This window comes from uncultured Mobiluncus sp., from assembly GCF_947087965.1.
Classification (GTDB): domain Bacteria; phylum Actinomycetota; class Actinomycetes; order Actinomycetales; family Actinomycetaceae; genus Mobiluncus.
On sequence record NZ_CAMUES010000004.1, the window covers coordinates 183651 to 206382 of the forward strand.

Consider the following 22732-nt stretch of genomic DNA (forward strand, 5'->3'; position numbering starts at 1 on the left):
TCGTGGACTTCGCTCTCTAGGCAAAGATGAATAGCAGCGCCGCGATTGCGAAACCGATGACTGATTCGAGAAGCTGCTGCATGGTCCACACCTTCAGAGTGGTCTTTACGTCCATGCCCGTCAATCGACCGACCAGCCAGAAACCAGAATCGTTGACGTGTGAAGCAAACACCGAACCTGCGGAGGCAGCCATAGTGATACAGACTACACCCCACGGCGAAAGCTGACCGGCAGAAACTGCCTGTTCGACCGCCGGAGCCAGCAGTGAAGCGGCCGTGACCAGCGCTACTGTGGCCGACCCTTGTGCCAGACGCAGCGCCACCGCAATCAGATAGGCAGCCAGCAGGAGCGGAATACCCAAATCTTCCATAGATTTAGCCAACGCGTCACCGATTCCCGAAGCGCGCAAAATCCCGCCGAACATACCGCCAGCGCCGGTGATGAGCACCACGGAACAGATTGGTCCCAGAGCGGAATCAACCACCTTTTCCAAGACGGTTTTGTCCTTAGTGATCTTGCCGCCAAGCACCGCAATCGAAACCAGAGTCGAAATCAGCAGCGCTATAGGAGTATCACCCAGAGTGATGAGGAACTTCACCCAGCTGACGTCACCGCTGATAACTCCGACCTTGGACAGGGTCGAGAACCCGGTATTCATGAAAATCAACAGTACGGGGAGCAGCAGCAACGCGATGATTGTACCGACTGAAGGGGGATTATCGGGAAGTTCATCATCCGACACGTTACCGAACACATGGGAAGCCTCCACCTTGACGCGGGGAGCAATGAATTTAGCCCACAGATAACCAGAGAGAATAAAAGCCGGAATAACGATAATGAAACCTTGCAGCATCAACAAACCCATGTTGGCGTGGAAGTAGTCGGCTGCGGCAACAGGGCCGGGGTGGGGCGGGAGGAAAACGTGCATGACCGAGAAAGCGGCCGCAGTAGGAATCGCGTAGAGAACGATGGAACCCTTTAGACGCTTCGCCACTGCGAAAACAATCGGTAGCATCACAATCAAACCCGCATCAAAGAAGATGGGGAAGCCCAGAATCAGGGATGCCACACCCAAAGCTAGAGGGGCACGCTTCTCACCGAAGAGATTAATCATGGCATCTGCCAGCACCTTCGCGCCCCCGGATTGCTCGACCATCTTGCCGAGCATGGCACCTAAGCCAACTAGCAGCGCGACCGAGGCGAGAGTGCCTCCAAAGCCATCTTTCATCGCCCCCACGATTGATCCAATGGGCAAACCAGTGGCTAAGGCCGTGAGGAAACTGACCAATACCAAGGTCAGAAAAGCATGGAGCCTGAATACAATGACCAGGACCAGAATCAGGGCTATTGCAGCTACCGCAATGCCGAGCAGCGGTAATGTCCCCATAGTCTGGGTCCATCCCTCTATCTCAAATGGTTGCATCTAAACTCTCCTTTGAACATAGAGCAAACTCTCACTTGTATGTTGGCCGCTGAAACACTCCAAAAGTCCTCATCAAGAACCCAGTTGGCCAGAGCTCAGCGGTCGATATGTACCCAAAGTCTACTGGAACGCGACGCGGTTTTGGTTGGAATAGCTGTGCAGATACAGATAATGGGATTATTAGACGATTCGCCCAGAGAGGTTGCGCGGACCAGCCACAAAGAACGATATGGAACTAGGATGGTTTTGGACACCGCCCGGGACTGGGCTATTGACTCGCCACGGAGAACACCATGAATACAGATTCGCAAAAAATATTAGTGACGCCGACCTCTTTTGCCTCTGCGGAGCTGGAGTTTGCCCGCGATCTCTTGCAAGACAGCGGCTACGAGGTTGCTTATAACCAGTCAGGCAAGCCCTTAGACGCCGATTCGTTAGTCGCAGCCGCTCGCGGTTGCGTGGGGATTTTGGCGGGTTTGGACGATTTTTCAGCTACGGTTTTGCATCAGCTCCCTGACCTGCGGGTCATTTCGCGTTACGGCGTGGGGGTGGATCGGGTCGATTTGCAGACTGCTGGCCACAATGGAGTCGTGGTAACCAACACTCCGGGAGCGAATTCCATCGCCGTCGCCGAAATGGCCTTGACCAGTATGTTTGCCCTGGCGCGCCACGTCGCCTGGTTGAATGAAACGACTCGGCAGGGACAATGGTTGCGCGTGGTGGGCACCGAGTTGTCGCTAGCCACTTTGGGGATTGTGGGATACGGCTCAATCGGGCGAGCTCTGCGGCGGCTGGTCACGGGTCTGGAAATGAAAGTGCTGGTTTACGACCCATTTTTCGACCCCGATACCGACCCGACGGTTCAGGGCGTAGACCTGCCTGACCTGGTGCGAGAGAGCAATTTCATCTCTTTGCATCTGCCGCTCACGCCGGAGACCGCACACTTATTTGATGCCTCGATGTTCCGTCTCATGTCTCCCGGCACGTTTTTGATTAATACTTCACGAGGGGGGATTATCGATGAGTCCGCTGCCGCCGCGGCCCTGGACACGGGTCAGCTCGCCGGTCTCGCTTTGGACGCCTACGAGCAAGAACCGCCCTCGCCCGACCACGAACTTTTCCGTTTCCCCAATGTCATCGCCACCCCGCACAGCGGCGCCCAAACTGTCCAAAGCCGCATCCGCATGGCAAAGGGTGCGGTAGACAATCTGTTGCGCGCCCTGGCGGGCGAACCGGTAACGAATATGGCTTCTGACCCAGCAGCTTGAATCTGAACACCGCGCAAGTCACTGCAGATATACTGAAATCAGCCGTGACCTTTAGGAGTGCGCGATGAATGTTTTAGTTATCGAATCATCAACCAGTTCAGCCAAAGCGATGATTTATGACACAGTCAAGAACAATTTTACGGTTGAAAATGCTTTCTATCCGCCCATGGGTAATGATTTGACCCAGCATGATCCCATGGTCGTTTACGAAGCGAGTTTGGCGGCGGCCAAGACACTGTTGCGAGGTCGAAAAAACATCGACATCATCGTCCTTTCCGGGGTATGGCATTCCATCGGATTGTTCAACCCTAACTTCGATCCGGTGACCCCCATCATGCAGTGGTCCAATACCAAGGCTTCCGACCAAGCTGAGGCTTTCCGCAGCAAACCCCAGTTGACCAGGGAATACTATAACCTCACAGGTGGTTATCCCAACGCTATCTATCCTTTCTTTAAACTTGCCTTCCTCAAAGAGGAGGGATACAACATTTCTTCCTACAGCGCCATGGGGCAGGCAACTTACAACTTTTATCGCTTGACCGGGAACATCAAAGTTTCTCGCTGTATGGCATCCGGTTCCGGATTGGTGAATATCACCACCGGCGAATACGACCCCAAACTGTTAGAGGTGATTAATCTCGAACCTTCCCAGCTTCCGGAAATTGTCGATAATGACTATCAGGCGCCGCTTTCCGCCCAGGCTGCAGCCAGTTTGGGATTACCGGCCGGAATCCCCGTGGTTCCCGCCATGTCCGATGGGTCACTCAATCAGCTCGGCTCGGGTGCCTTGCGTGAAGGGCAAATGACACTTTCGGTAGGTACGTCCGGGGCTTTGCGGGTCACGTCCCCGCAGCCGCAGTTCCACCCGGATATGTCTACTTGGTGCTACATCGGACCCAAGAGTTGGATTTCCGGGGCTGCAACGGCGGGTGCCTGCAATACGGTGGATTGGTTTAAAGGTTTGTCGCTGCGCCCCACCACTTACGATGAACTCGAAGCGGGGATGGATTACGCTGCTGATACACCGGTCTTTCTGCCTTTCATTTTTGGGGAACGTAACCCCGGCTGGGGCGACAAGCGTAAGGGCGGTTTCTTAGGTCTGACCTCGAAACACGATTTCAAGCTGACTTACCAGGCCGTATTGGAAGGGGTTTTGTTCAACCTTAAACAGTGTTATGACGCCGTAACCAAACTGAACGGAGAGCCCGATCGCATCCTCATTTCAGGGGGAATCCTCCACACCAGCATCTGGTCCCAGTTGGCGGCTAACGTGTTTGGACACACCTTGACTCCCTGTCTGGTGAAACAAAATTCCATGATGGGAGCCGCCCTGTGGGGAGCGTATCTGCTGGATAGCACTCTATCCTTAGAGGATTACGAACCGCCGGTAGGTGAGGAAATCGTTCCGCAGGAAGAATACGCCGAAATCACGGCCCAGAAATATCAACGCTACCTGGAGGCCTATCACGATAACGCCAACCGGTGACGCTAGGCCGGTCCCGACTGGGTTCCACACCCTGATAACTGTGTGATTTTGCGCAATCCATCGCGCTAACGACTCGCTTTCACACAGTTAGGTAACGCATTCCATGCTGGGAGCCGCGCGGCGAGGCGATATAGTGAAGTAATGGAATTGGTCCTCTTGACTGCAATCGTCTTGCTGGGCACCTGCGTGCAAGGCTTGGCTGGAATGGGTTTCGGCATGATTGCCGTCCCGGTCTTGGTAGTGGCAGCCGGGGCTCACTACGGGATTCTGTGGGGAAACATTTGCGGCGGTTTAGTCACGTTACTGCTGTTCGTGACCGGTTTTCGCGATATTAACTGGTATCGTTTCCGCTTGCTGATGCTCAGCGCCTTGCCGGCATTGTTCGCCACCGTTGTGGCACTGCGATTTGTGCCGGACCGTGTATTTTCCATTTTTGTGGGAATCATTATGTTGGCCATGGTGTTCTTTTCCATTTTTGCTCCCCGTTTTCGGGCGGTACCGGTTTTTTCGGGGTCTCTGATCTTTGGTTTCCTCGGGGGCATGATGAGCGCCCTGGTGGCTCAGTCCGGCCCGGTCATGGCGGCCTACTCCCAAACTACCCGGTGGTCCCAGCGCGAGTTTGCGGCCACTTTGCAGCCACTGTTCCTGTGTTTCAACATTATTGTGGTGACCAGCAAAGTCTGGTTCGGCGGTCAAAACGCCGTGCTCACCTCCCTGCCCACCCCCACGATTGCCGCCATCTTGGGGGCTATCCTGGTCGGCACCGTCATTTCGCGATTGCTAAAGAAATATGTCAAGCCTCAGTGGGCCCGCAACTTGGCTCTGGCCCTAGCCACGTTTGGGGCTTTGCGAGTCATCATCAGCGTGTTCCTCCCCGGCCTGCCCTAAAGTCACAAGCCCGGTTCGTCTCGTTTTCGGTTCTGTGGGTGCTCTACACTGTGGATAGGGGATTGTTTACCACGACAGCCTCACAAGCTATCTGCCAATCACAAAGGAGTTCTGGTGAGTTTAACTGAAAAAGAAAAAATGCTGAACCAGATGCTCTATAACGCAGACCGAGATCCCACCCTTTGCGGCGAAAGAGACCACGCCAAAGACTTGTGTCTTGAATACAACCAAATCCGACCTTCTGACCACGCCGCCCAGCACCGCCTCATGCAGGAACTGTTGGGCAAAACCGGGCAAAATTTCACCATCATCGCCCCGTTTTGGTGCGACTACGGCTACAACATTGAAATCGGGGAAAATTTTTACGCCAACCACAACACGGTGATGTTGGATTGCGCCCGGATTACTTTCGGCAATAATGTTTTCATTGCTCCGAACTGCGGATTTCACACGGCGGGCCACCCGATTGACTTTGAGCGGCGAAACCAAGGTTTGGAGTACGGCCACAGCATCACCGTGGGCAACAACGTGTGGATCGGTGCCGCTGTGCAAGTCATGCCGGGGGTGAGCATCGGCAGCAACGTGGTCATTGGTTCGGGCAGTATCGTCGTCAAAGACATCCCCGATAACTGCGTGGCCATCGGCAACCCCTGCCGGGTACTGCGGGAAATCACCGAGGCCGACAAACTGACCTCTTGGAATCGCTTTGAATAAAGCCATATTTCTCTAGATTTTCTTGCCTGGAGAGTGCCGATTTGGGGAATCGTGCAGGTTAGGGCTAGACTTAATGACCTCAGCGCTCGTAGCTCAATGGATAGAGCATCTGACTACGGATCAGAAGGTTGGGGGTTCGAGTCCCTTCGGGCGCGCTGTTCCCCGGAATCCGCTGCGATCCAGCGGACCGGGGAAAACTCATTTAACGCCCACAATTTGTTCCGCAAGCCTCGGGCTGGCTGGCCGGGCTGCCGCTAACCAGCCCCGGACGGATGCTATTGCGGGGATTACAACAAAATCCGGTAAGGTATAAGGCGATGAAAACAAGCGAGCCGATGATTACCCTGAGCGGGGTTAGCAAAATCTATCACGTGAAGTCCGCGGCGGGCGGAACCGTACACGCCTTGGACAACATTGACCTGACGATAGCCAAAGGTTCGATTCACGGTATCGTGGGACAATCCGGGGCCGGGAAATCCACCTTAATTCGTTGCTTGACGGCGTTGGAAAAACCCACCACCGGCTCCATCACCCTTGACGATCAAGAAATGACCACCTTGAGCGAGGCGGAATTGCGCCAGGCGAGACGCAAAATCGGGATGGTGTTCCAGGCCGCGAACCTGCTGGATTCACGCACCGCGGCCGGAAACGTCGCCTATCCCCTCTATCTGGCTGGCGTACCGCACGGTAACCGCAAGGAAAAAGTCATGGAGTTGCTGCGGCTGGTAGGTTTACAGGATCGTGCCTCGTCCTATCCTTCGCAGCTTTCCGGGGGTCAGAAGCAGCGGGTTGGCATTGCTCGGGGTCTGGCCACCAGTCCTCAGGTCCTGTTGTGTGACGAACCAACTTCAGCGCTGGATCAGGAAACCACCAATCAGGTCCTGCACCTGATTCGGGACCTTTCCGAAAGTTTGGGGGTCACCGTGGTGATTATTACGCACGAGATGGCGGTAGTGCGTGAAATTTGTGATTCCGTCACCCTGCTGGAACACGGCAAGATTATCCAAACCGGCACGGTTGAGGACATATTAACCGAGCCAGAAAGCCGTTTAGCGCTTGACCTGGTTCCCCGTCCACAAGTGAAGAGCAAGCCGGTGCTGAACGGCAAACCGGCCGCGCTGGTGGACATTGCTTTCAACTCGAATCCGGGCAAGCCTACCGGTTCTGCCGTGATGTCAATGGTCGCCGCCGCGGGGGCGGATATTGCGGCCGGAACATTTGAGACTGTAGGAAACACCCAGGTCGGACGGCTTGCTTTGGCGGTTTCGGCTGAAAACATGAACGGTCTGATTGCGGCGATGCGCTCCAAAGGTGTGTATGCAACTGTCAGACCTCTGGAGGCTTTGAACTTGGAGGAGGAAAACTAACATGCTGGAACTCCTGCCCACCCTACTGTCACAAAACGCAGATTTAGTAAACCAGGTGAACTCGATTGCTACGTCAGTACAATCCATTCTGCCCGCTGGACCTGGCGATCCGACTTGGTTTGACAACCCCGCCATCACGCGAGAGATGCTTCCTGCCACCCTGGAGACCTTAGCGATGACAGCCGTCTCGACTCTGTTCACCGTACTGTTTGGTCTACCGGTGGGGTTGTTCCTGGTTTCCACGGCGAAAACTGGCTTGATGCCCAACGCGGCGGTGAATCGGATTTTGGGATTCATCGTGAACCTTGGACGTTCCCTGCCGTTCTTGATTTTGGCAGTATTTATCCTCCCGTTCACGCGCCTGGTCGTGGGAACCACCATCGGCTGGCAACCGGCCTGCGTCCCACTTATTGTTGGGGCCACGCCATTCTTTGCTCGTCTGGTCGAATCCAACATTATGGGTGTAGATTCCGGCAAGATTGAAGCGGCGCAAATGATGGGTGCCAGTCGCAGCCAAATCATGTGGGGCGTGCAAGTCCGCGAGGCGCTTCCCGCCCTGATTCAATCCACGACCGTGCTGGTCATCACCATCATTGGCTATTCCGCGATTACCGGGGCTTTTGGCGGGGGCGGCTTAGGTTCTTTGGCCATTAACTACGGCTACTCGCGCTACCAAGCCGATACCCTGCTGGTTTCGCTAATTGTTATTGGCATCATCGTCATTGTCTTGCAGGCCATCGGGGACTTCTTTACCCGAGTTGCGGATCACCGCTAAAACCCCTGGTCCCATAGTTCAATAACGAATTACACGAGTTATGCCGTTAGAATTGCCCCAGACTGTCTCAACTGTTGGCGATTCTCGGAAGGAGGGGTTTTGGAGTTCTTTGACCGCATGAAATCCAAGGTGTATCGTTCCGGTCCTGACAAGCCTATAGATGTGACTCAGGCTATCCGCCAAGCCATGGATCGGGGCGCCACTCCGATGTCCCGTGAACGCACCGTGGCACCCAATCATTTTGAGATTTCCGTTTCTCCTGAAACCGATGCTGCGTTCGAACAGTGGGGTAAAGAAGCCTTGCTGCAAGAGTTCGTGCGTGACGCCAACGCTTACGCAAACGAGCAAAATTATTCTTTGACCGGTTCGGTTTACGTTGAGTTTACCCCGCTCAATCCCGAACAGCGCCGCCTGGAAGTTAAGGCTCGTTCCGTTTCCGGAGCTCGTCCGGTGTCTGGGAGTGAACCCGGTATCCCAGCCGAGCCCGTGCTTTCACCCTCCCAATCAAAACCGCACCCAGCGCCTGCACCGACTCCCGCCGGTGAGAATTTGGAATGGAAGCCTGTGGAATCCGCGGCTCCGGACGTCCTGGCAAACCCCGACACAACGAACCCGCAGGAATCCGAACTTTTAGCGAAGCACGAACAAAAACCTCTGTTGGAAGTGGTCGGGGGACAGACTTACCTGCTGGTGGGAGAACGTACTGTGGTAGGACGGGGACGCAACGTGGACATCGCTTTGAGCGATTCCGGGGTGTCCCATCAGCATTTTGAAATTGTCCAGGTCGGCACCAACTACGTGCTGCGCGATTTAGGTTCTACGAACGGAACGTTTGTGGAAGGCAACCGCGTCAACGAAGCTACTCTCTTAGATCGCAACGTGGTGACGGCAGGCCGTATCAAGATGATTTTCTGGCGTCAAGCCGCTCCACCCCAAGAATCGTGAGGCGAGGGGCTAACTGTTGAACGAACTGAGTTTTTCCTTACTGCGCCTGGGATATCTGGTGTTGCTGTGGCTCCTGGTGGGAGGGTCCATCCTGGTTTTGAGCCGCGACATCTACGGTACGGTCGTTACCCGGCGCGACCAGGCCAAATCTTCGAAGCCCTCAAAAGGCCGTAAACAGAGGAAACGTGACGCCGCGGTGTCCACGCTATTGGTTACCGAAGGGCCTTTGACGGGGTCTTCCCTGCAGCTCACCGATAGGCCGGTCATCGTGGGCCGCGCTCCGACCTCAACTTTGGTGCTGGATGACGACTACGCTTCGGCTCAACACGCCCGGATTTTTCCGCGAGACGGCCAGTGGTTCGTGGAGGATCTGGGTTCAACGAACGGGACTGTTGTGGGAGGAGTCCGGATTACTTCTCCGACTCCACTCAGCGCACACACCCCGGTTCGCTTCGGACAAACCATAGTGGAGCTGCGCTGATGTCTATCCAACTGCGTTATGCGGCTCGTTCCCATGTCGGCTTGGTTCGCAAAAACAACCAGGATTCCGGCTATGCCGGGCCGCATCTGTTGGTGCTGGCTGACGGAATGGGCGGTCCCGCCGGGGGCGACATTGCTTCCTCGGTGGCAGTGGCGCATTTGGCGCCGCTGGACGCAGATTCCCACGCTGCTGACGACTTGTTGAACTTGTTGCGTGACGCCATTGGGGAGGCCCATCGAGATCTGGTGGAGCTGTCGGGCAGTCACGAGGAGCTGCAGGGCCTGGGTACCACTTGTGTGGCGATTTTACGTTCGGGAAACAAGATGGCGATGGTTCACGTGGGTGACTCACGAGCCTACCTGTTGCGGGACGGTGAGTTGACCCAGGTGACGAAAGACCATTCTTTTGTGCAGTACCTGGTGGAATCTGGGGAATTGACCCCGGAGGAGGCGGCGCACCACCCGAAACGTTCCGTGTTGCTACGGGTGTTGGGGGATTCCGAAGGCGATGTAACTTTGGACGAGTCCGTGCGTGCGGCTGTGGTGGGGGATCGCTGGCTGCTGTGTTCGGATGGGTTGAGCGGAGTGGTTTCCGCTGAGACCATCGCCACCGTTCTGGCCGAAGGTGAGACGCCGGAAAGTTGCTGTGAAGATTTGGTCGGTTTAGCGCTGAAGAGCGGTGCCCCTGACAACGTGACCTGCGTGATTGCTGACGTGGTGGATTCCGATGAGGAACTGACCGCTACCGCTCCCCAGATTGTGGGAGCCGCTTCCATTCGCCCCGCTGGAGCCAGTATCAGCGAAGCGACTCCCGCTGAGAAAGCCGCGATGCTGCGCCGCGGGAAGCCTTTGGAGCAGGACGAATTTGCCATGCGCACCCCGAAAGATCCCCGCAAGTTATCCCGGCGGGGTTGGTTCATCGGCATCTTTTTGACGCTGCTGGTTCTGGCGGCCTTGGGTCTCGGAGCGTGGTTTTCCTATGGCTGGACCCAAAAGCAGTACTTCTTGGGCGTGAATCAGGGCGAAGTGACCCTGTTTAGGGGGATTGATCAGTCCATTGGCTCGTGGGATTTGTATCACCCTGTCGAAGGTATGGGGGTGCGCAATTCCGATTTGGCGCCCGTCATCCAGCAGCGCCTGGAAAAGAGCATTTCCCTGCGTAATCGTGAGGAAGCCCAGGAGTTGATTGCATCGTGGCGGGACACCGGAATGGTGAAGGAAGCGAACAAACCCGCACCATCCCTTGTGACCCCGAGCCCAACCACATCTGAGACAACTGCGTCAACCGAAGAATCCTCAAATACCGCGGGAGGTAACCAGTAATGGCTACCATCGTGCAGTATCCTGCCAGATCTGGGCGTCGCTCCGAACTGGTCTTGCTCATTCTGGCAATCCTGGTCGGGGTCGGAGCCTACCTTTCCATCATGGTTTCCCACCCGGAGGCTCCCCAGGTTTGGTACTGGTATTGCGCCGCAATCGCCGTGGGGGGAATCGCGCTACACGTGGCGATGCGGTTTTTGGCTCCCTACGCCGATCCGGTCATTATGCCGGTGGCTTTGGCGTTAAACGGGATTGGTTTGGCGATGATTTCCCGCCTGGACCTGTACTATCAGCAACGCGCCGATACCACCGGTTCCACTGCGGTGCGTAACGCTATGTTGACCCAGGTCAACAACGAACGCCAAGTCATTTTCATGGTCGGTTCCATCGCGGTGGTAATCCTGACCTTACTGGTGTTTCGGGATCATCGTAGCCTGCGAAAGTTTGCCTGGCCCTCCCTGGTCGTGGCCATTTTGCTGATGCTTTCCACCAAGATTCCAGGACTGGGTCAAACCGTCAACGGTGCCGATATTTCCTTGCGGATTTTGGGATTCACGATTCAGCCCAATGAATTTGCCAAGATTTTGCTGGCAATTTTCTTTGCCGGCTATCTGGAATACCGCCGGGATTCCCTGGCCATTGCCGGGAAAAAGCTCGGTTTCATTCAACTGCCCCGGTGGCGCGACCTGCTGCCGATTCTGGTCGTGTGGGCAGCGGTGATGGGCCTGTTGGTACTGCAAAAGGACCTGGGGGTGGCGCTACTGCTGTTCGCTATCTTTGTTGCCGTGCTCTATGTCGCAACGGACCGCCCCTCCTGGATTATTTTCGGCGGGGTGTTGATGATACCGATGGCTGTCGTGGCCTATCTGTCCTTTTCCCACGTGCAAGACCGGGTGACGAACTGGCTGCACGCTTTGGATCTGGAGGTCGCGAACCCGGACCGGGTCGGCGGTTCTTGGCAGCTAGTCAATGCCCTGTTCGGGATGGCCTACGGCGGTTTGACCGGAACCGGATGGGGGTTGGGCAGGCCGGGTCAAACCCCTCTGGCAAACTCGGATTTCATTGTGTCCTCCGTCGCTGAGGAAATCGGTTTGACCGGCATGTTGGCCGTAATGCTGCTGTACTTAATCCTGGTACTGCGCGGATTGCGAGCCGCGATGGGGGTGCGTGACGGTTTCGGGAAACTGCTGGCCACCGCTTTGGCTTTCGGCATCGGGGCGCAGCTGTTTATCGTGGCGGGAGGCGTGACCCGCCTCATTCCCTCCACCGGTTTGACCGCCCCGTTCCTGGCCGCGGGGGGTGTTTCTTCTGTCGCCAACTGGTTAGCGGTAGCGATTCTGCTGCGGATTTCCGATTCGGCACGTCGACCAGTTCCTTCCAATGGAACCGGTGGTTTTAGGTTGACGTCTGGAGGTTCCGGAAACTCGGGAGATTCTGCGGGTGCCGCAGGAGGAGCTCTCGATTACGCCGCCACCGAAAGGGTGGTGATGCCTCAATGAACGCTCAGATTCGCCGTTTAGCGGTTGCCCTGATTGTCATGATTGTGGCATTAATGGGGGCGTTGACGTATCAGCAGTTCTTTTTCGCCCCGACACTGAACGCACACCCCCTGAACCGGCGCGTCACCGATGCCTACTGGAACCAGGAGCGCGGCAAAATCGTGACCGGGGACGGTGCCCTGGTACTGGCTCAGTCCCTGCCCGTAGGAAACGGGCCGGAAGTCACCTACGCCCGGAATTATCCTCAGGGCGCGAAATACGCCCATATTACGGGATATTTCCCGGCGGCGATTCGCGGCCAGATGACAGATTTGGAAAAGGCCGCTGAACCGATTTTGTCTGGCAAGGCGGATTCCCAATGGATGCAGCGCCTCCAAGACCTGTTTACCGGCGCCCAGCCGCAGGCCGGGAATGTGTCACTAACCATCAATCCGGCAGTCCAGGACGCGATGACCGCGGTGTTGTCCGGGAAAACCGGCGCCGCCGTGGCGCTGAACCCGAAAACGGGAGAAATCCTGGGAATGGCGTCCTCCCCGGCTTTTGACCCCAACGCCTTGAGCGGCCCGGACGGCAACGCCCTGCAAAATACCTACAACGCTTTGGTCGCCGACCCGCAAAAACCCCTTCTGAACAGGACAATCAGCGAACTGTATCCCCCCGGTTCGACGTTTAAGATAGTGACCACCGCGGCTCTGCTGTCTCACGGGACAGTTGCCGCGGATTCGATTGTGGATGCGCCCGATACGCTAGATTTGCCGGGCACCGATGTGAAACTCCGAAACTTTGCCGGAGAATCTTGCGGAAACGGCAAGGTGCCGTTGCATCAAGCCTTTGCCCTGTCCTGTAACACCCCGTTTGCGGCATTGGGAATGCAGTTGGGCGGCGAGCCTTTACAGGCCCAAGCCAAAGCCTTTGGTTTCGGCACCGTCCCGAACGTGCCGCTGACCGGGGTAGCTTCCCAATTCCCTCTCCCGGAAGCGCCGTCTTTCCTGGCCAACGCCGCGATCGGGCAGCAGTCCGTGCGGGTGACGCCCTTGCAGATGGCCATGGTGGCCAGCGCTATCGCTAATGACGGAAAAACCATGACTCCCTACCTGATTAATCAGGAGCTCTCCTCCGATTTCCAGGTCCTCAAACAGTATGCTCCTCAGGTCTTAGGCCAGGCGGTGTCGCCGGAAATTGCCGCCAGTATCCGCCAGATGATGGTGGAAGTTGTCCAGTCCGGAACCGGCAAGGCTGCCGGCATTCCCGGCTTGAACGTGGCAGGGAAAACCGGAACTGCCGAAACGGGGGTGGGGCACGGCCTTGACCATTGGTTTGTAGGGTTTGCCCCGGCGGAAAACCCACGTATTGCCGTGGCAATCGTGGTGGAGGATCCGCAGGGTATACGCGGCACCGGCGGAACCGTGGCTGCCCCATTGGCACGCAGCATTTTGCAGGCAGGAGTGAGCCAATGATTGGGGCAAATACGGTACTGAACGACCGCTATCGCCTGGTGTCCATCCTGGCGACCGGAGGAATGGGCGTGATTTGGCGCGGTTGGGACAAACGCAGCCAAAATGTCGTCGCGGTGAAAGTGCTGAAAGAGGAGCTCATCGGTCAGGCGACTTTCCTGGCCCGTTTGCGTGCAGAAGCCACCAACGCTGCCCGCCTGCATCATCCCAACCTCGCCGCCGTTTTTGACTGGGGCGAAACAGATGGTCAAGGCTGGATCGTGATGGAGCTGGTGGAGGGACGTCCCCTGTCGGACATTCTGGCAGGAGGCCAGATTTTGACTTGGGAACAGCTCGCTCCCATCCTCATCCAAATCGCTCACGGCCTGCAGGCTTCCCACGAAGGACACGTCATTCACCGTGATGTGAAGCCTTCAAATATTCTGGTTTCCGACAAGGGCGTGGCGAAACTGACGGACTTCGGGATTTCGTTGGCTCCGCGCGCCGAAGCCCTGACCGCGGCCGGAATGGTGATGGGTACCGCCCAGTACCTGCCTCCCGAACAGGCGATGGGTGAAACCGCGACCGCCTTGGGCGATATTTATGCGCTGGGGGTCATCGCCTATGAAGCCTTGGCTGGAAAACGTCCGTTTACGGGACCGACCCAGGTCGACATCGCGATGTCGCACGTGAAAGACCCGGTTCCGCCCCTTCCTGAAACCGTAAATTCCCAGGTGGCGGCGTTGATTTACCAGATGTTGGAAAAAGACCCGCGGCTGCGCCCACAATCGGCGAAACAGCTCGCTGAAGCGGTTCAGGCGCTGTGGCACGGCACGGTGCCGCTGTCGTTTACTCCGCGCATGAGTTTTTCACGCAATCTGGCCGACGCTCCCCCGACCGCCCAGATGCCCGTGGCGCAGGTCGAAGAAAAGCCGGAAGATACTTCACCGCAGTCCCCCGCCGCAAACACGCGCGCCGTATCTGCCTCTCCGGCCAAACCTGCGGCATCCCCGTCCCCTGACACCCCCGCACAATCATCTGCTGCGCCGGTAAGCCCGGCATCACTATCCCCTCACGCGGCCCCGGCCAAACTTGACGCGACTGCCTCCGCAGCCGGGCTGCACCAGGCCGGCTCAACACCGCCCGCCTCAGCGAACCCGGAGACATCCGCCCCACCCTTGCGACCCGATTTTCAGCGGGTAAAACCGGCCCAACCTGCTGCTATACCGGTGGGTTCCCAGGCAATACCACCGCAGCGTCACGAGGAAATGATGCGCTACCTGGAAGCCAAACCGCTGCCCCAACCGGAGACGGGTTCGAAACGGAAACTTGTTATTGCATTAGTCATCACCGCTGTGGTGTTGATAGCGTTGATTTTTGGGTTGGCAACCACCCTGCGCACCGGGGCCTCAACCGGTAACCTTGAATCGGGATTGACCGTCACTTCGGTTGCAGCCCCAGCCAGCTCGCCAGTAGAGGAGGAAAACCTTGAGTCAGTCTGACCGGATTATCGGCGGGCGCTACGAAATTAGCCAGCTCATCGGACGCGGCGGTATGGCTGAAGTCCATATCGGTACTGACACGCGCTTGAACCGGATTGTAGCGATTAAAATTTTGCGCCAGGACTTGGCCCGCGACCCAGTTTTTCAGGCACGTTTTCGCCGTGAAGCCCAATCAGCCGCCAACTTGAACCATCCCTCTATCGTGGCTGTTTACGACACGGGTGAAGAAACCATCACCGCTTCGGATGGTGCGGAAATTAAGGTGCCTTACATCGTCATGGAGTACGTGGAAGGCCACACGGTGCGGGAGCTGTTGACGGACGGCAATCCGGTTCCGCTGGAAGAAGCGGTCGAAATCGTTTCCGGTGTCCTGGACGCGTTGGAGTATGCCCATCATCAGAACTTGGTACACCGCGACATTAAGCCCGGCAATGTGATGATTACCACGACCGGGAAAATCAAGGTGATGGACTTTGGGATTGCCCGCGCTCTGTCCGACTCGCAAGCCACCATGACGCAAACCGATGCGGTGGTGGGTACCGCCCAGTATCTTTCTCCCGAACAGGCTCGCGGCGAACAGGTTGATGCCCGTTCTGACCTGTATTCCGCAGGGTGTTTGCTGTTTGAGTTGCTGACCGGCCAGCCCCCGTTTAAGGGCGATTCAGCTGTGGCGGTCGCGTTCCAGCATGTTTCCCAGCTGCCGCCTCTGCCTTCCTCGATTGCCCCGGACATTCCGGAATCATTGGACCGCGTGGTGATGAAAGCGTTGGCGAAAGACCGTGAAGAACGCTATCCCGATGCCGCTCATATGCGTGCTGACCTGCAGGCTTCCCTGCGTGGAGGAAGCGTGGTGGCTCCCGCCACCTCAACTTGGACGGCCCCTCTAGCCGGTGATGCCACCGGTGCCGCAACCACGGTACTCCCGCCGGTGAACCAGGGGTACGCCGGTAACAACGGAGCCCCCCGGTTTAATGCAGTGGATCCCGCGAGTCACAACCAGCTCACCCAGACTTTGGACACCACGGATTCGACCCAGGAGCATCGCGGTAAACCCAACAAGAAGCCGCTGATTATTGTCGTTGTACTGTTGGCGGTATTGGCAGCTTTGGGCCTCGGATTTTGGCTGGTTTTCAACCAAGACAAGCCCACCGACGAGATGGTCGAGATTCCTTCTCTGGACGGTATGAATCAGGAAGAAGCCTCCACCACGATTACCGATGCGGGACTCGTGTTCCGCCTGGGTCGCGGGGTCAGTTCCGAGGAAATTCCGGAGGGTATTTTTGTTAAATCCGACCCGGCGGTGGGGACGAAGGTGGCCAAAGGTTCCAAGGTGTTCGTCTCGCTTTCCACCGGTCCGGGCGATGCTAGTGTGCCCTCGCTGGCCGGGCTGACCCAGGAACAGGCTCGGAAGGCTTTGGAGGCGGAAGGCTTAGAGGTTGGCAGCATCACGACCGCTGATTCGGGCACGATAGATAAAGACAAAGTCATTAAATCCAACCCCGCCGAGGGTGAAGCGGTTAAGAAAGGCGACTCGGTCGATCTGGAGGTCGCCTCCGGTAACTTCCGTATCCCCCAAGACCTGGTGGGAGGCACCAAAGAGGCTCTGCAGCAGTTTGCGGATGCGAACCGGGTGCGCTTGACGATTACCGAAAAGGAAGATTCCTCGGTCGAACCGGGTACCGTATTGTCTTTGGACAAGGCGGGCCAGTTGGTCGGACTGGATACGTCCATGACCGCAGTGGTGGCGATTGCTCCGCAGGAACCTACGCCATCGGATACTTCGACTGACTCTCCGAGCTCACCTCCGGAGACCTCCTCGCACTCCCCTGAAGCACCCTCTGTCTAGTCGTCGCCGGGATTGGGATTGATGATTCTCTGGGGAGTACCAGGGATAAGTGCCGAGGTTATTCCGTGGGTTCTCCAACCCAGGTTGTTTGGCCTTTTCCGGTAGCGGGGTCCAAAACGTTGCGGCAATAGAACTTGTTACCGTTGGCATCAACGGTCATCTGACCGACCTCGCAGGTCGCGCCGTCTTGCTGCTCCCGCCGTTCCTGCTCCATCTGCTGTTGCTGACGGAGAAGTTGCTCCTCAGATTCTTTCCGAGCCTTTTCTAAGCGTTGGTCATCGATAGCTTTCGTGACCGCGGTGATGTCCTCATCCAGACGTTCCACAGAGGCACGCATCGATTCGTTGAGACCATCGACTTTATCGTCTGACACGGTTGACAGGGAGTTGACCTGGTTCAAAAGGCGTTTCGCGTCCTCAATTTGGGCAGCTAGAGCCGCTCTGGGCTCGGTATTGGCTTCTGCGGCCGCAGCGGTTTGTGCCAGCTTTTCCGCCTGGGCAATCTTATCTTCCAAGGCTTTCTTGGCTACCGTCAAACCATTGAGATTTTCCGCTTCCTGAATGTGTCGTAGCACCGCCTCCAGCTCGGTTTGCTGCTTTTTTAAAGATTCAGCCTGAGCCATCATGATGGAAGTTTTTTTGGCGACATCCTTTCCGGTACATTCCAGAGGTTTGATTTCTTTGCTGGCCTGCTGCGCTTTGGCCTGAAGGTCATCGAGCATGGCGGGGTCTGCAACTTGAGTGGAATCAGTCGTGGCCAAAGTATTTTCTGCATCGGACACTACCTGCTGCAGCGAAGTGTACTGTTTGGTTAAATCCTGACTGGCTTTCGCGCAAGCCGAACGCGCCCCCTGGGAATCGCTACCCATCACCCACATCACGACCAGGCCGATAACGAGCGCCGCCAAAATGACAGCAGCCACGATGGTAGCGATGGTCCAGCGGCGGCGCGCTTTGACGATTTGTTCCGCGGTCTGCTTCTGAGGATTAGGGCGCGCCTGACTAGTGGGACGACCCCGCTGCGGAACGGGTCTTTGTGTAGTATTGCCCACCATCACTCACCTCTCGCCACCAAAACTCGCTTCCCCTAGTCTAACCCTGGAAGTGTCTGGAATAATATCGCACCCCCATAACCGGAATCGATCGTCAATAATTATCCCGGTTATCAGGCTGGAAAACCCGGCACACACCCGCACACCAGGCATCGCCAGAATTCCTGGGGTGGTTTGATTACCGGAGTGTTCAGGATTCAGAACCTTTGCATGAACAAACCTGAAGGTTACCTTGGAAAATGCTAGGAATATGGATATAATAGGAGGTACTGTCCAATTTTATACGTTGAAACTGATGCACTGATGGAAGATTTAACCCAGGAACAACTTGAAGCTATCAACCCAGATACCCCGCTGGATCGTTTGCAAACTATTGCACAAGACGCTCCGAAGTTGCGCCCCTTACTAGCTTTGAACCCCTCAACCTATCCTGACCTCTTGGATTGGCTAGCAGAACTGCAGGATACGCAGGTCAATGACGCTCTCGCGAAACGTGCTGAACTGGCGCAACGAGGTGAACTGGAAAACTACGCGATGGCTTATCTGTCCCCGGACTCAACCGTCTCAGAACCTCAGGCGACTCTGCCGAGCGAACCACCACTTGATTCCCAGCCCGAAACTTTCCAACCGGACGCCCTGTCTGTACCCGAGGCTTCTCAGCCCTCCCTTCTGCCCGAATCACCTGTTCTGGAGGAACCGGATTCTGAGCCTATTGAATTGGAGCTCCATGAGGACGATTTCTCGTCCGCTGCCGTAGCCGCGGCCGAAATGGCGGCGGTGAACCAGGCTAACCAGGCCGCAAGACCGGACTTTACTTCAGATTTCGCCAGTCCCGCAGCTCCAGAATATGCGACGACCGGAAGGCTCGGCTCCCGGTTTTCTCGCTCCAAATCGACATTAAAAAGTCGATACAATCGGTTTTGGCTGTGGATGATTTTTGGGTTATTGATTTGGCTGGTCGTGATTGTGCTGGTTGTCTGGGGGCTGGCCAACCAAGCTGATAAACCGGTTCCGGTCAGTGCTAACGCGGCAGAACCCACCCCGAGTGTGAGTGCCACTCCCCAAGAGTTGGTACAAAATGGCTTGCCAGAAGGGTACACCGGCCCCACCAAGACGATTGAAGTTCCCGGAGCCAAGCCTGGCGAGACTATCAAGCGGGTTGTTCCTGATGAGAGCGCCAGTGCCTCACCCACATCCACCCCCACGCCCACACCCACGGATCCGTTGGCCGCCCCGGCTAATGCCAAGAAGCTCAACAGTTTTACCACTGCTGACGGTAATGTTCGTTGCATCTTCAGCGGGTCACAAGTACAGTGTTTCGCTAACTCTACGGATCCTTACTACTGTTCTGCGCAAGCCCCTAATACTGGATACAGTGATGTGCTTTACGCCTCGCATAACCGCCGCCACGAGTATGCGTGTATCGAACCCATCGACACTGCCACGGAAGGGACTTTGGGTGCCAACGAAACGGTATCTAACGGCATTTTCGCATGTCAGGCCAGTAAGTCCGGCAACCGCGTGGTGTGCTGGAACACCACCGCGGGCGATGGCATCGTGGTAGGTAGCGATATGGCGGCACGCTTCGGAAAAGGCCAATATGTCCCTCCGCAGTGGGATAAGTAAGCTACGTCTGGCGAATTGTGTCCCGACGTTTCGTCTGGCGGTAGATATACGTCACCCCCGGCGGAACCGGGGGTAAAGTGCGAGTTTTATAGGGACTATTGCACTCCCCCGTGCCCGGCTGCGACTTGGGCCATATCTAAGTTCCGAACCTGGTGGAGCAGTTCGTCCAGCTGAGTGCCTTGGAGCAGGCCGGCCTCACGGAACACCAGGATTGACTGCCGGAAAATCATTAGTGTCGGGATGGAAACAATACCCGCCGCGTTCACCAGCGGTTTTTGTTCTTCGGTGTTGACGGTGCCAAAGTAAACGTCCTGGTTACGCAGGGAAGCCTGTTCAAAAACCGGGGTAAAAAGGCGGCACGGACTGCACCATGGAGCCCAGAATTCGAGCACCACAATATCGTTCTCACTCATAGCCTGAGCCATGTTATCTTGAGTGACAATATTCACTGCCATGAGTCGGTGCTCCTTTCTGCAATGAGTTTAGCACAGAGAAACATGACAACACGCTGAATTAGTTACATTTATTTAACATTTTAAAGTTCCGCTGCCACCAGTTCCGCTAGTTGCACCGCATTGAGTGCCGCCCCCTTGCGCAGGTTGTCTCCGCAGACCACCATAATTAGGCCACGATTATCGTCAACTGCCTGGTCTTGACGGATGCGGCCGACCAGGGAGGGGTCGATACCGGCAGCATCCAGCGGTGTCGGTACGTCTTGCAGCGCCACCCCAGGAGCGCCGTCTAATGCCTGTTTGGCCTGTTCAACAGTAATGGGGCGGGAAAATTCGGTATGAATAGTGAGGGTGTGAGAGGTCAGCACCGGGACGCGCACGCAAGTTCCCGACACGCGCAGGTCAGGTATCCCCAGGATACGGCGCGACTCATTGCGCAACTTCTGTTCCTCATCGGTTTCCAGACTACCGTCATCTACGTATTTTCCGGCGAACGGCACCACGTTGAAACCGATGGGAGCCACGTAGGTTTCCGGAGTAGGCCAGGCGATGGCTTTGCCATCGAGGACGAGTTTGTCTAGGTTGGAGACATCCCCCACGGCTTCGACCATACGTTCCAGTTCACGCACCCCTTTCAGTCCCGAGCCGGACACTGCCTGGTAGCTCGAAATCGTCAGCCGGGTCAACCCAGCAAGGTTGTGTAGCACTTTCAAAGGGGGCATGGCCGCCATAGTGGTACAATTCGGGTTGGCGATAATGCCTTTCGGGCGGTTTTTCAAGTCTTGGGGGTTGACCTCGCTGACAACTAGGGGGCAGTCCGGGTCTTTGCGCCAGGCGCTCGAATTGTCAACCACGACAGCTCCAGCCTCCACAAATTTCGGGGCGAATTCGCGAGAGGCGGCGGCACCGGCACTAAAGATAGCGATATCGACCCCGGAAAAGTCTGCTGTCGCGGTATCCTCCACCACGACCTGCTGACCCCGAAAGTCAACCACGGTACCCGCAGAGCGGGATGAAGAAAAGAAACGAAAACGGGAGGCGGGAAAATTCCGTTCCGTGAGCAAAGTCCGCATGACCCGGCCGACCTGACCGGTCGCACCCACCACGGCTACACAAAGATTGTCCTGACTCATCGTCCCGTACCTCCATAAACCACGGCTTCGACCTGTTCAGCATCGAGACCGAACGCGCTGTGAACCGCACGCACGGCTTCGTCCAGCTGATCCTCGCTGACCAGGACACTCAAACGGATTTCCGAAGTGGAAATCATGTCAATGTTGATTCCCGCTTTGGAAAGAGTCCCAAAAAGTTTTGCAGAAACACCCGGATTGGTTCGCATTCCGGCGCCCACGAGCGACAACTTTCCCACGTTGCCGGTGTGGACGACCTTTAGAAAACCTCCTTCCGCTTTCGCGCCTTCTAACGCCTTTACTGTGTCCGCAGCATCGGCATGGGGCAGAGTGATTGTCAAGTCGGTAGCGCCTGGTTGTACCGTCGACACGTTTTGCACAATCATGTCGATATTGGCACCGGCCCTCGCAATAATCTCAAAAATGTGGGCAGCTCGACCCGGTTCGTCGGGCACTCCCACCAAGGTAATTTTGTCCTCGCTACGATCGTGGGCGAGTCCGGAAACAATCGGTTCTTCCACTGGGGTCTCCTTCATGAGCTGGGCTTCAGGGTCAAATGTTAAAGCACTGTCGGGCACCAAGCCCTTTAGCTCGGGATGAGCCGGACCGTCGGAAATCCAGGTGCCTGATTTGTCCGAAAAGGAAGAACGCACGTGGAGAGGTACGTGGTAGCGCCGCGCAAACTCAACCGCACGAAGGTGCAGGATTTTTGCGCCGTGGGCAGCCATTTCCAAGGTTTCTTCGAAAGTCGTGGCTGAAATTTGTTTTGCCTTAGGGACCAGACGCGGATCTGCCGTGAACATGCCATCCACATCGGTATAGATTTCACACACATCGGCGTGAAGGGAAGCCGCTAACGCCACCGCGGTGGTGTCTGAACCGCCACGTCCCAGTGTGGTCACGTCTTTACGTTCGTTCACGCCCTGGAAGCCTGCCACAATCGCAATGTTGCCATCATGAATAGAGCGGGCAACCCGTTCAGGCACCATCGAAACGATATGTGCCTTGCCATAGTGGTTATCGGTCTGTACCCCGGCTTGCTGGCCTGTATAGGAAATGGCGGTTTCGCCGAGTTCATTCACGGCCATCGCCAACAAGGACATCGAAATCCGTTCCCCGGCAGACAGCAGCATATCCATTTCCCGCTGGGGAGCTTTTTGCGTGACAGAAGCGGCCAAATCCAGCAGGTCATCAGTGGTGTCTCCCATCGCGGAAACCACCACCACAACGTTGTGACCAGCTCGTTTGGTGGCAACAATACGCTTGGCGACGCGCTTCATGGCCGCTGCGTCCGATACGGAAGAGCCGCCGTACTTTTGCACAACTAGCGCCATGAAAACCTCCCTTAAGCCGACACGCGGCAGTGAGGGCCGCGGCACCTTTACTGCTGACGTCTTGATTATAGCGATTATGCCAGAAACTCGTGAAATTGCCGCCGGTAGAGAACCGGGTTTGCTCGGCGGTGATTTGGAGCGGGTGGTGTTACGCCGGGTGATTGGGGGTGGGCAGTTTTAACGCGGTCGTTTT

20 protein-coding genes and 1 tRNA gene are annotated in these 22732 nt (G+C 56.4%); 16 read left to right on the plus strand and 5 right to left on the minus strand.

Going from position 1 to position 22732, the window contains the following annotated elements; genetic code table 11:
• Window positions 1-16: 16 nt before the first annotated feature.
• Window positions 17-1423 carry a GntP family permease gene (locus Q0V70_RS05960; RefSeq protein ID WP_297589555.1) on the minus strand — a complete coding sequence of 469 codons (1407 nt, stop codon included), beginning with the start codon at window positions 1421-1423 and terminating at the stop codon, window positions 17-19.
• 293 nt (window positions 1424-1716) lie between these two features.
• Between Q0V70_RS05960 and Q0V70_RS05965 the strand changes: the two genes are divergently transcribed.
• The 14 genes from Q0V70_RS05965 (at window position 1717) to pknB (ending at window position 16946) form a co-directional block, all read left to right on the plus strand.
• On the plus strand, window positions 1717-2691 hold the full coding sequence (locus tag Q0V70_RS05965; RefSeq protein ID WP_297589557.1) for a phosphoglycerate dehydrogenase: 975 nt from the start codon (window positions 1717-1719) through the stop codon (window positions 2689-2691).
• A gap of 64 nt (window positions 2692-2755) precedes the next feature.
• Window positions 2756-4177 (plus strand): gluconokinase, encoded by a 1422-nt coding sequence (locus tag Q0V70_RS05970; RefSeq protein ID WP_297589560.1) that lies wholly within the window; start codon window positions 2756-2758, stop codon window positions 4175-4177.
• Between the two features lie 141 nt (window positions 4178-4318).
• The gene (locus Q0V70_RS05975) at window positions 4319-5065 is read left to right on the plus strand and encodes a sulfite exporter TauE/SafE family protein (RefSeq protein WP_297589562.1); all 747 of its coding nucleotides are present in this window, start codon (window positions 4319-4321) and stop codon (window positions 5063-5065) included.
• 114 nt (window positions 5066-5179) lie between these two features.
• Window positions 5180-5779: a sugar O-acetyltransferase gene (locus Q0V70_RS05980; RefSeq protein WP_297589565.1), complete on the plus strand. Its 600-nt coding sequence runs from the start codon at window positions 5180-5182 to the stop codon at window positions 5777-5779.
• Window positions 5780-5861: 82 nt separating this feature from the next.
• Window positions 5862-5934: transfer RNA gene (locus Q0V70_RS05985), tRNA-Arg, on the plus strand.
• 162 nt (window positions 5935-6096) lie between these two features.
• Complete coding sequence (locus Q0V70_RS05990) at window positions 6097-7146, plus strand: methionine ABC transporter ATP-binding protein (protein WP_297589568.1); 1050 nt, start codon at window positions 6097-6099, stop codon at window positions 7144-7146.
• A 1-nt stretch (window position 7147) separates the two neighbouring features.
• Window positions 7148-7921, plus strand: coding sequence for a methionine ABC transporter permease (locus tag Q0V70_RS05995; protein WP_297589571.1), 774 nt, complete (start codon window positions 7148-7150; stop codon window positions 7919-7921).
• Window positions 7922-8020: 99 nt separating this feature from the next.
• Window positions 8021-8866, plus strand: coding sequence for an FhaA domain-containing protein (locus tag Q0V70_RS06000; RefSeq protein WP_297589574.1), 846 nt, complete (start codon window positions 8021-8023; stop codon window positions 8864-8866).
• A gap of 16 nt (window positions 8867-8882) precedes the next feature.
• Window positions 8883-9347 carry an FHA domain-containing protein gene (locus Q0V70_RS06005; protein ID WP_169756780.1) on the plus strand — a complete coding sequence of 155 codons (465 nt, stop codon included), beginning with the start codon at window positions 8883-8885 and terminating at the stop codon, window positions 9345-9347.
• Window positions 9347-10669: a PP2C family serine/threonine-protein phosphatase gene (locus tag Q0V70_RS06010; protein WP_297589576.1), complete on the plus strand. Its 1323-nt coding sequence runs from the start codon at window positions 9347-9349 to the stop codon at window positions 10667-10669. Before Q0V70_RS06005 ends, Q0V70_RS06010 begins: the two co-directional genes overlap by 1 nt.
• A complete protein-coding gene (locus Q0V70_RS06015; RefSeq protein WP_297589579.1) occupies window positions 10669-12165 on the plus strand; it encodes an FtsW/RodA/SpoVE family cell cycle protein in 1497 nt (498 codons plus the stop codon). The genes Q0V70_RS06010 and Q0V70_RS06015 overlap by 1 nt, the downstream gene beginning before the upstream one ends.
• A complete protein-coding gene (locus tag Q0V70_RS06020) occupies window positions 12162-13622 on the plus strand; it encodes a penicillin-binding protein 2 (RefSeq protein ID WP_297589582.1) in 1461 nt (486 codons plus the stop codon). Before Q0V70_RS06015 ends, Q0V70_RS06020 begins: the two co-directional genes overlap by 4 nt.
• The gene (locus Q0V70_RS06025; RefSeq protein WP_297589585.1) at window positions 13619-15100 is read left to right on the plus strand and encodes a serine/threonine protein kinase; all 1482 of its coding nucleotides are present in this window, start codon (window positions 13619-13621) and stop codon (window positions 15098-15100) included. Before Q0V70_RS06020 ends, Q0V70_RS06025 begins: the two co-directional genes overlap by 4 nt.
• Window positions 15087-16946, plus strand: coding sequence for a Stk1 family PASTA domain-containing Ser/Thr kinase (gene pknB, locus Q0V70_RS06030; RefSeq protein WP_297589587.1), 1860 nt, complete (start codon window positions 15087-15089; stop codon window positions 16944-16946). The genes Q0V70_RS06025 and pknB overlap by 14 nt, the downstream gene beginning before the upstream one ends.
• A 58-nt stretch (window positions 16947-17004) precedes the next feature.
• Here pknB and Q0V70_RS06035 read toward each other — a convergent pair whose 3' ends face one another.
• Window positions 17005-18000: a hypothetical protein gene (locus Q0V70_RS06035; RefSeq protein WP_297589590.1), complete on the minus strand. Its 996-nt coding sequence runs from the start codon at window positions 17998-18000 to the stop codon at window positions 17005-17007.
• A 300-nt stretch (window positions 18001-18300) separates the two neighbouring features.
• On the opposite strand from Q0V70_RS06035, the gene Q0V70_RS06040 reads away from it, so the two are divergent.
• Window positions 18301-19623, plus strand: coding sequence for a hypothetical protein (locus tag Q0V70_RS06040; protein WP_297589593.1), 1323 nt, complete (start codon window positions 18301-18303; stop codon window positions 19621-19623).
• A 95-nt stretch (window positions 19624-19718) separates the two neighbouring features.
• Here the strand turns inward: Q0V70_RS06040 and Q0V70_RS06045 are convergent, their stop codons facing one another.
• The 3 genes from Q0V70_RS06045 to Q0V70_RS06055 all read right to left on the minus strand — a co-directional run bounded on the left by Q0V70_RS06045 (window position 19719) and on the right by Q0V70_RS06055 (window position 22539).
• On the minus strand, window positions 19719-20078 hold the full coding sequence (locus Q0V70_RS06045) for a thioredoxin domain-containing protein (RefSeq protein ID WP_297589596.1): 360 nt from the start codon (window positions 20076-20078) through the stop codon (window positions 19719-19721).
• 80 nt (window positions 20079-20158) lie between these two features.
• On the minus strand, window positions 20159-21208 hold the full coding sequence (locus Q0V70_RS06050; protein ID WP_297589599.1) for an aspartate-semialdehyde dehydrogenase: 1050 nt from the start codon (window positions 21206-21208) through the stop codon (window positions 20159-20161).
• Complete coding sequence (locus Q0V70_RS06055) at window positions 21205-22539, minus strand: aspartate kinase (protein ID WP_297589602.1); 1335 nt, start codon at window positions 22537-22539, stop codon at window positions 21205-21207. Before Q0V70_RS06055 ends, Q0V70_RS06050 begins: the two co-directional genes overlap by 4 nt.
• Here Q0V70_RS06055 and Q0V70_RS06060 point away from each other — a divergent pair.
• Window positions 22538-22720 carry a hypothetical protein gene (locus Q0V70_RS06060; protein ID WP_297589604.1) on the plus strand — a complete coding sequence of 61 codons (183 nt, stop codon included), beginning with the start codon at window positions 22538-22540 and terminating at the stop codon, window positions 22718-22720. The genes Q0V70_RS06055 and Q0V70_RS06060 overlap by 2 nt on opposite strands.
• The last annotated feature ends 12 nt before the right edge of the window (window positions 22721-22732 follow it).

Bases quoted from the DNA above. Each gene is read 5' to 3' on its own strand.
- Q0V70_RS05960 (WP_297589555.1), bottom strand. From the start codon at position 1,423: ATGCAACCATTTGAGATAGAGGGATGGACCCAGACTATGGGGACATTA.
- Q0V70_RS05965 (WP_297589557.1), top strand. From the start codon at position 1,717: ATGAATACAGATTCGCAAAAAATATTAGTGACGCCGACCTCTTTTGCC.
- Q0V70_RS05970 (WP_297589560.1), top strand. From the start codon at position 2,756: ATGAATGTTTTAGTTATCGAATCATCAACCAGTTCAGCCAAAGCGATG.
- Q0V70_RS05975 (WP_297589562.1), top strand. From the start codon at position 4,319: ATGGAATTGGTCCTCTTGACTGCAATCGTCTTGCTGGGCACCTGCGTG.
- Q0V70_RS05990 (WP_297589568.1), top strand. From the start codon at position 6,097: ATGAAAACAAGCGAGCCGATGATTACCCTGAGCGGGGTTAGCAAAATC.
- Q0V70_RS05995 (WP_297589571.1), top strand. From the start codon at position 7,148: ATGCTGGAACTCCTGCCCACCCTACTGTCACAAAACGCAGATTTAGTA.
- Q0V70_RS06010 (WP_297589576.1), top strand. From the start codon at position 9,347: ATGTCTATCCAACTGCGTTATGCGGCTCGTTCCCATGTCGGCTTGGTT.
- Q0V70_RS06015 (WP_297589579.1), top strand. From the start codon at position 10,669: ATGGCTACCATCGTGCAGTATCCTGCCAGATCTGGGCGTCGCTCCGAA.
- Q0V70_RS06020 (WP_297589582.1), top strand. From the start codon at position 12,162: ATGAACGCTCAGATTCGCCGTTTAGCGGTTGCCCTGATTGTCATGATT.
- Q0V70_RS06025 (WP_297589585.1), top strand. From the start codon at position 13,619: ATGATTGGGGCAAATACGGTACTGAACGACCGCTATCGCCTGGTGTCC.
- Q0V70_RS06035 (WP_297589590.1), bottom strand. From the start codon at position 18,000: ATGGTGGGCAATACTACACAAAGACCCGTTCCGCAGCGGGGTCGTCCC.
- Q0V70_RS06040 (WP_297589593.1), top strand. From the start codon at position 18,301: ATGGAAGATTTAACCCAGGAACAACTTGAAGCTATCAACCCAGATACC.
- Q0V70_RS06045 (WP_297589596.1), bottom strand. From the start codon at position 20,078: ATGGCAGTGAATATTGTCACTCAAGATAACATGGCTCAGGCTATGAGT.
- Q0V70_RS06050 (WP_297589599.1), bottom strand. From the start codon at position 21,208: ATGAGTCAGGACAATCTTTGTGTAGCCGTGGTGGGTGCGACCGGTCAG.
- Q0V70_RS06060 (WP_297589604.1), top strand. From the start codon at position 22,538: ATGAAAACCTCCCTTAAGCCGACACGCGGCAGTGAGGGCCGCGGCACC.
- Q0V70_RS06055 (WP_297589602.1), bottom strand. From the start codon at position 22,539: ATGGCGCTAGTTGTGCAAAAGTACGGCGGCTCTTCCGTATCGGACGCA.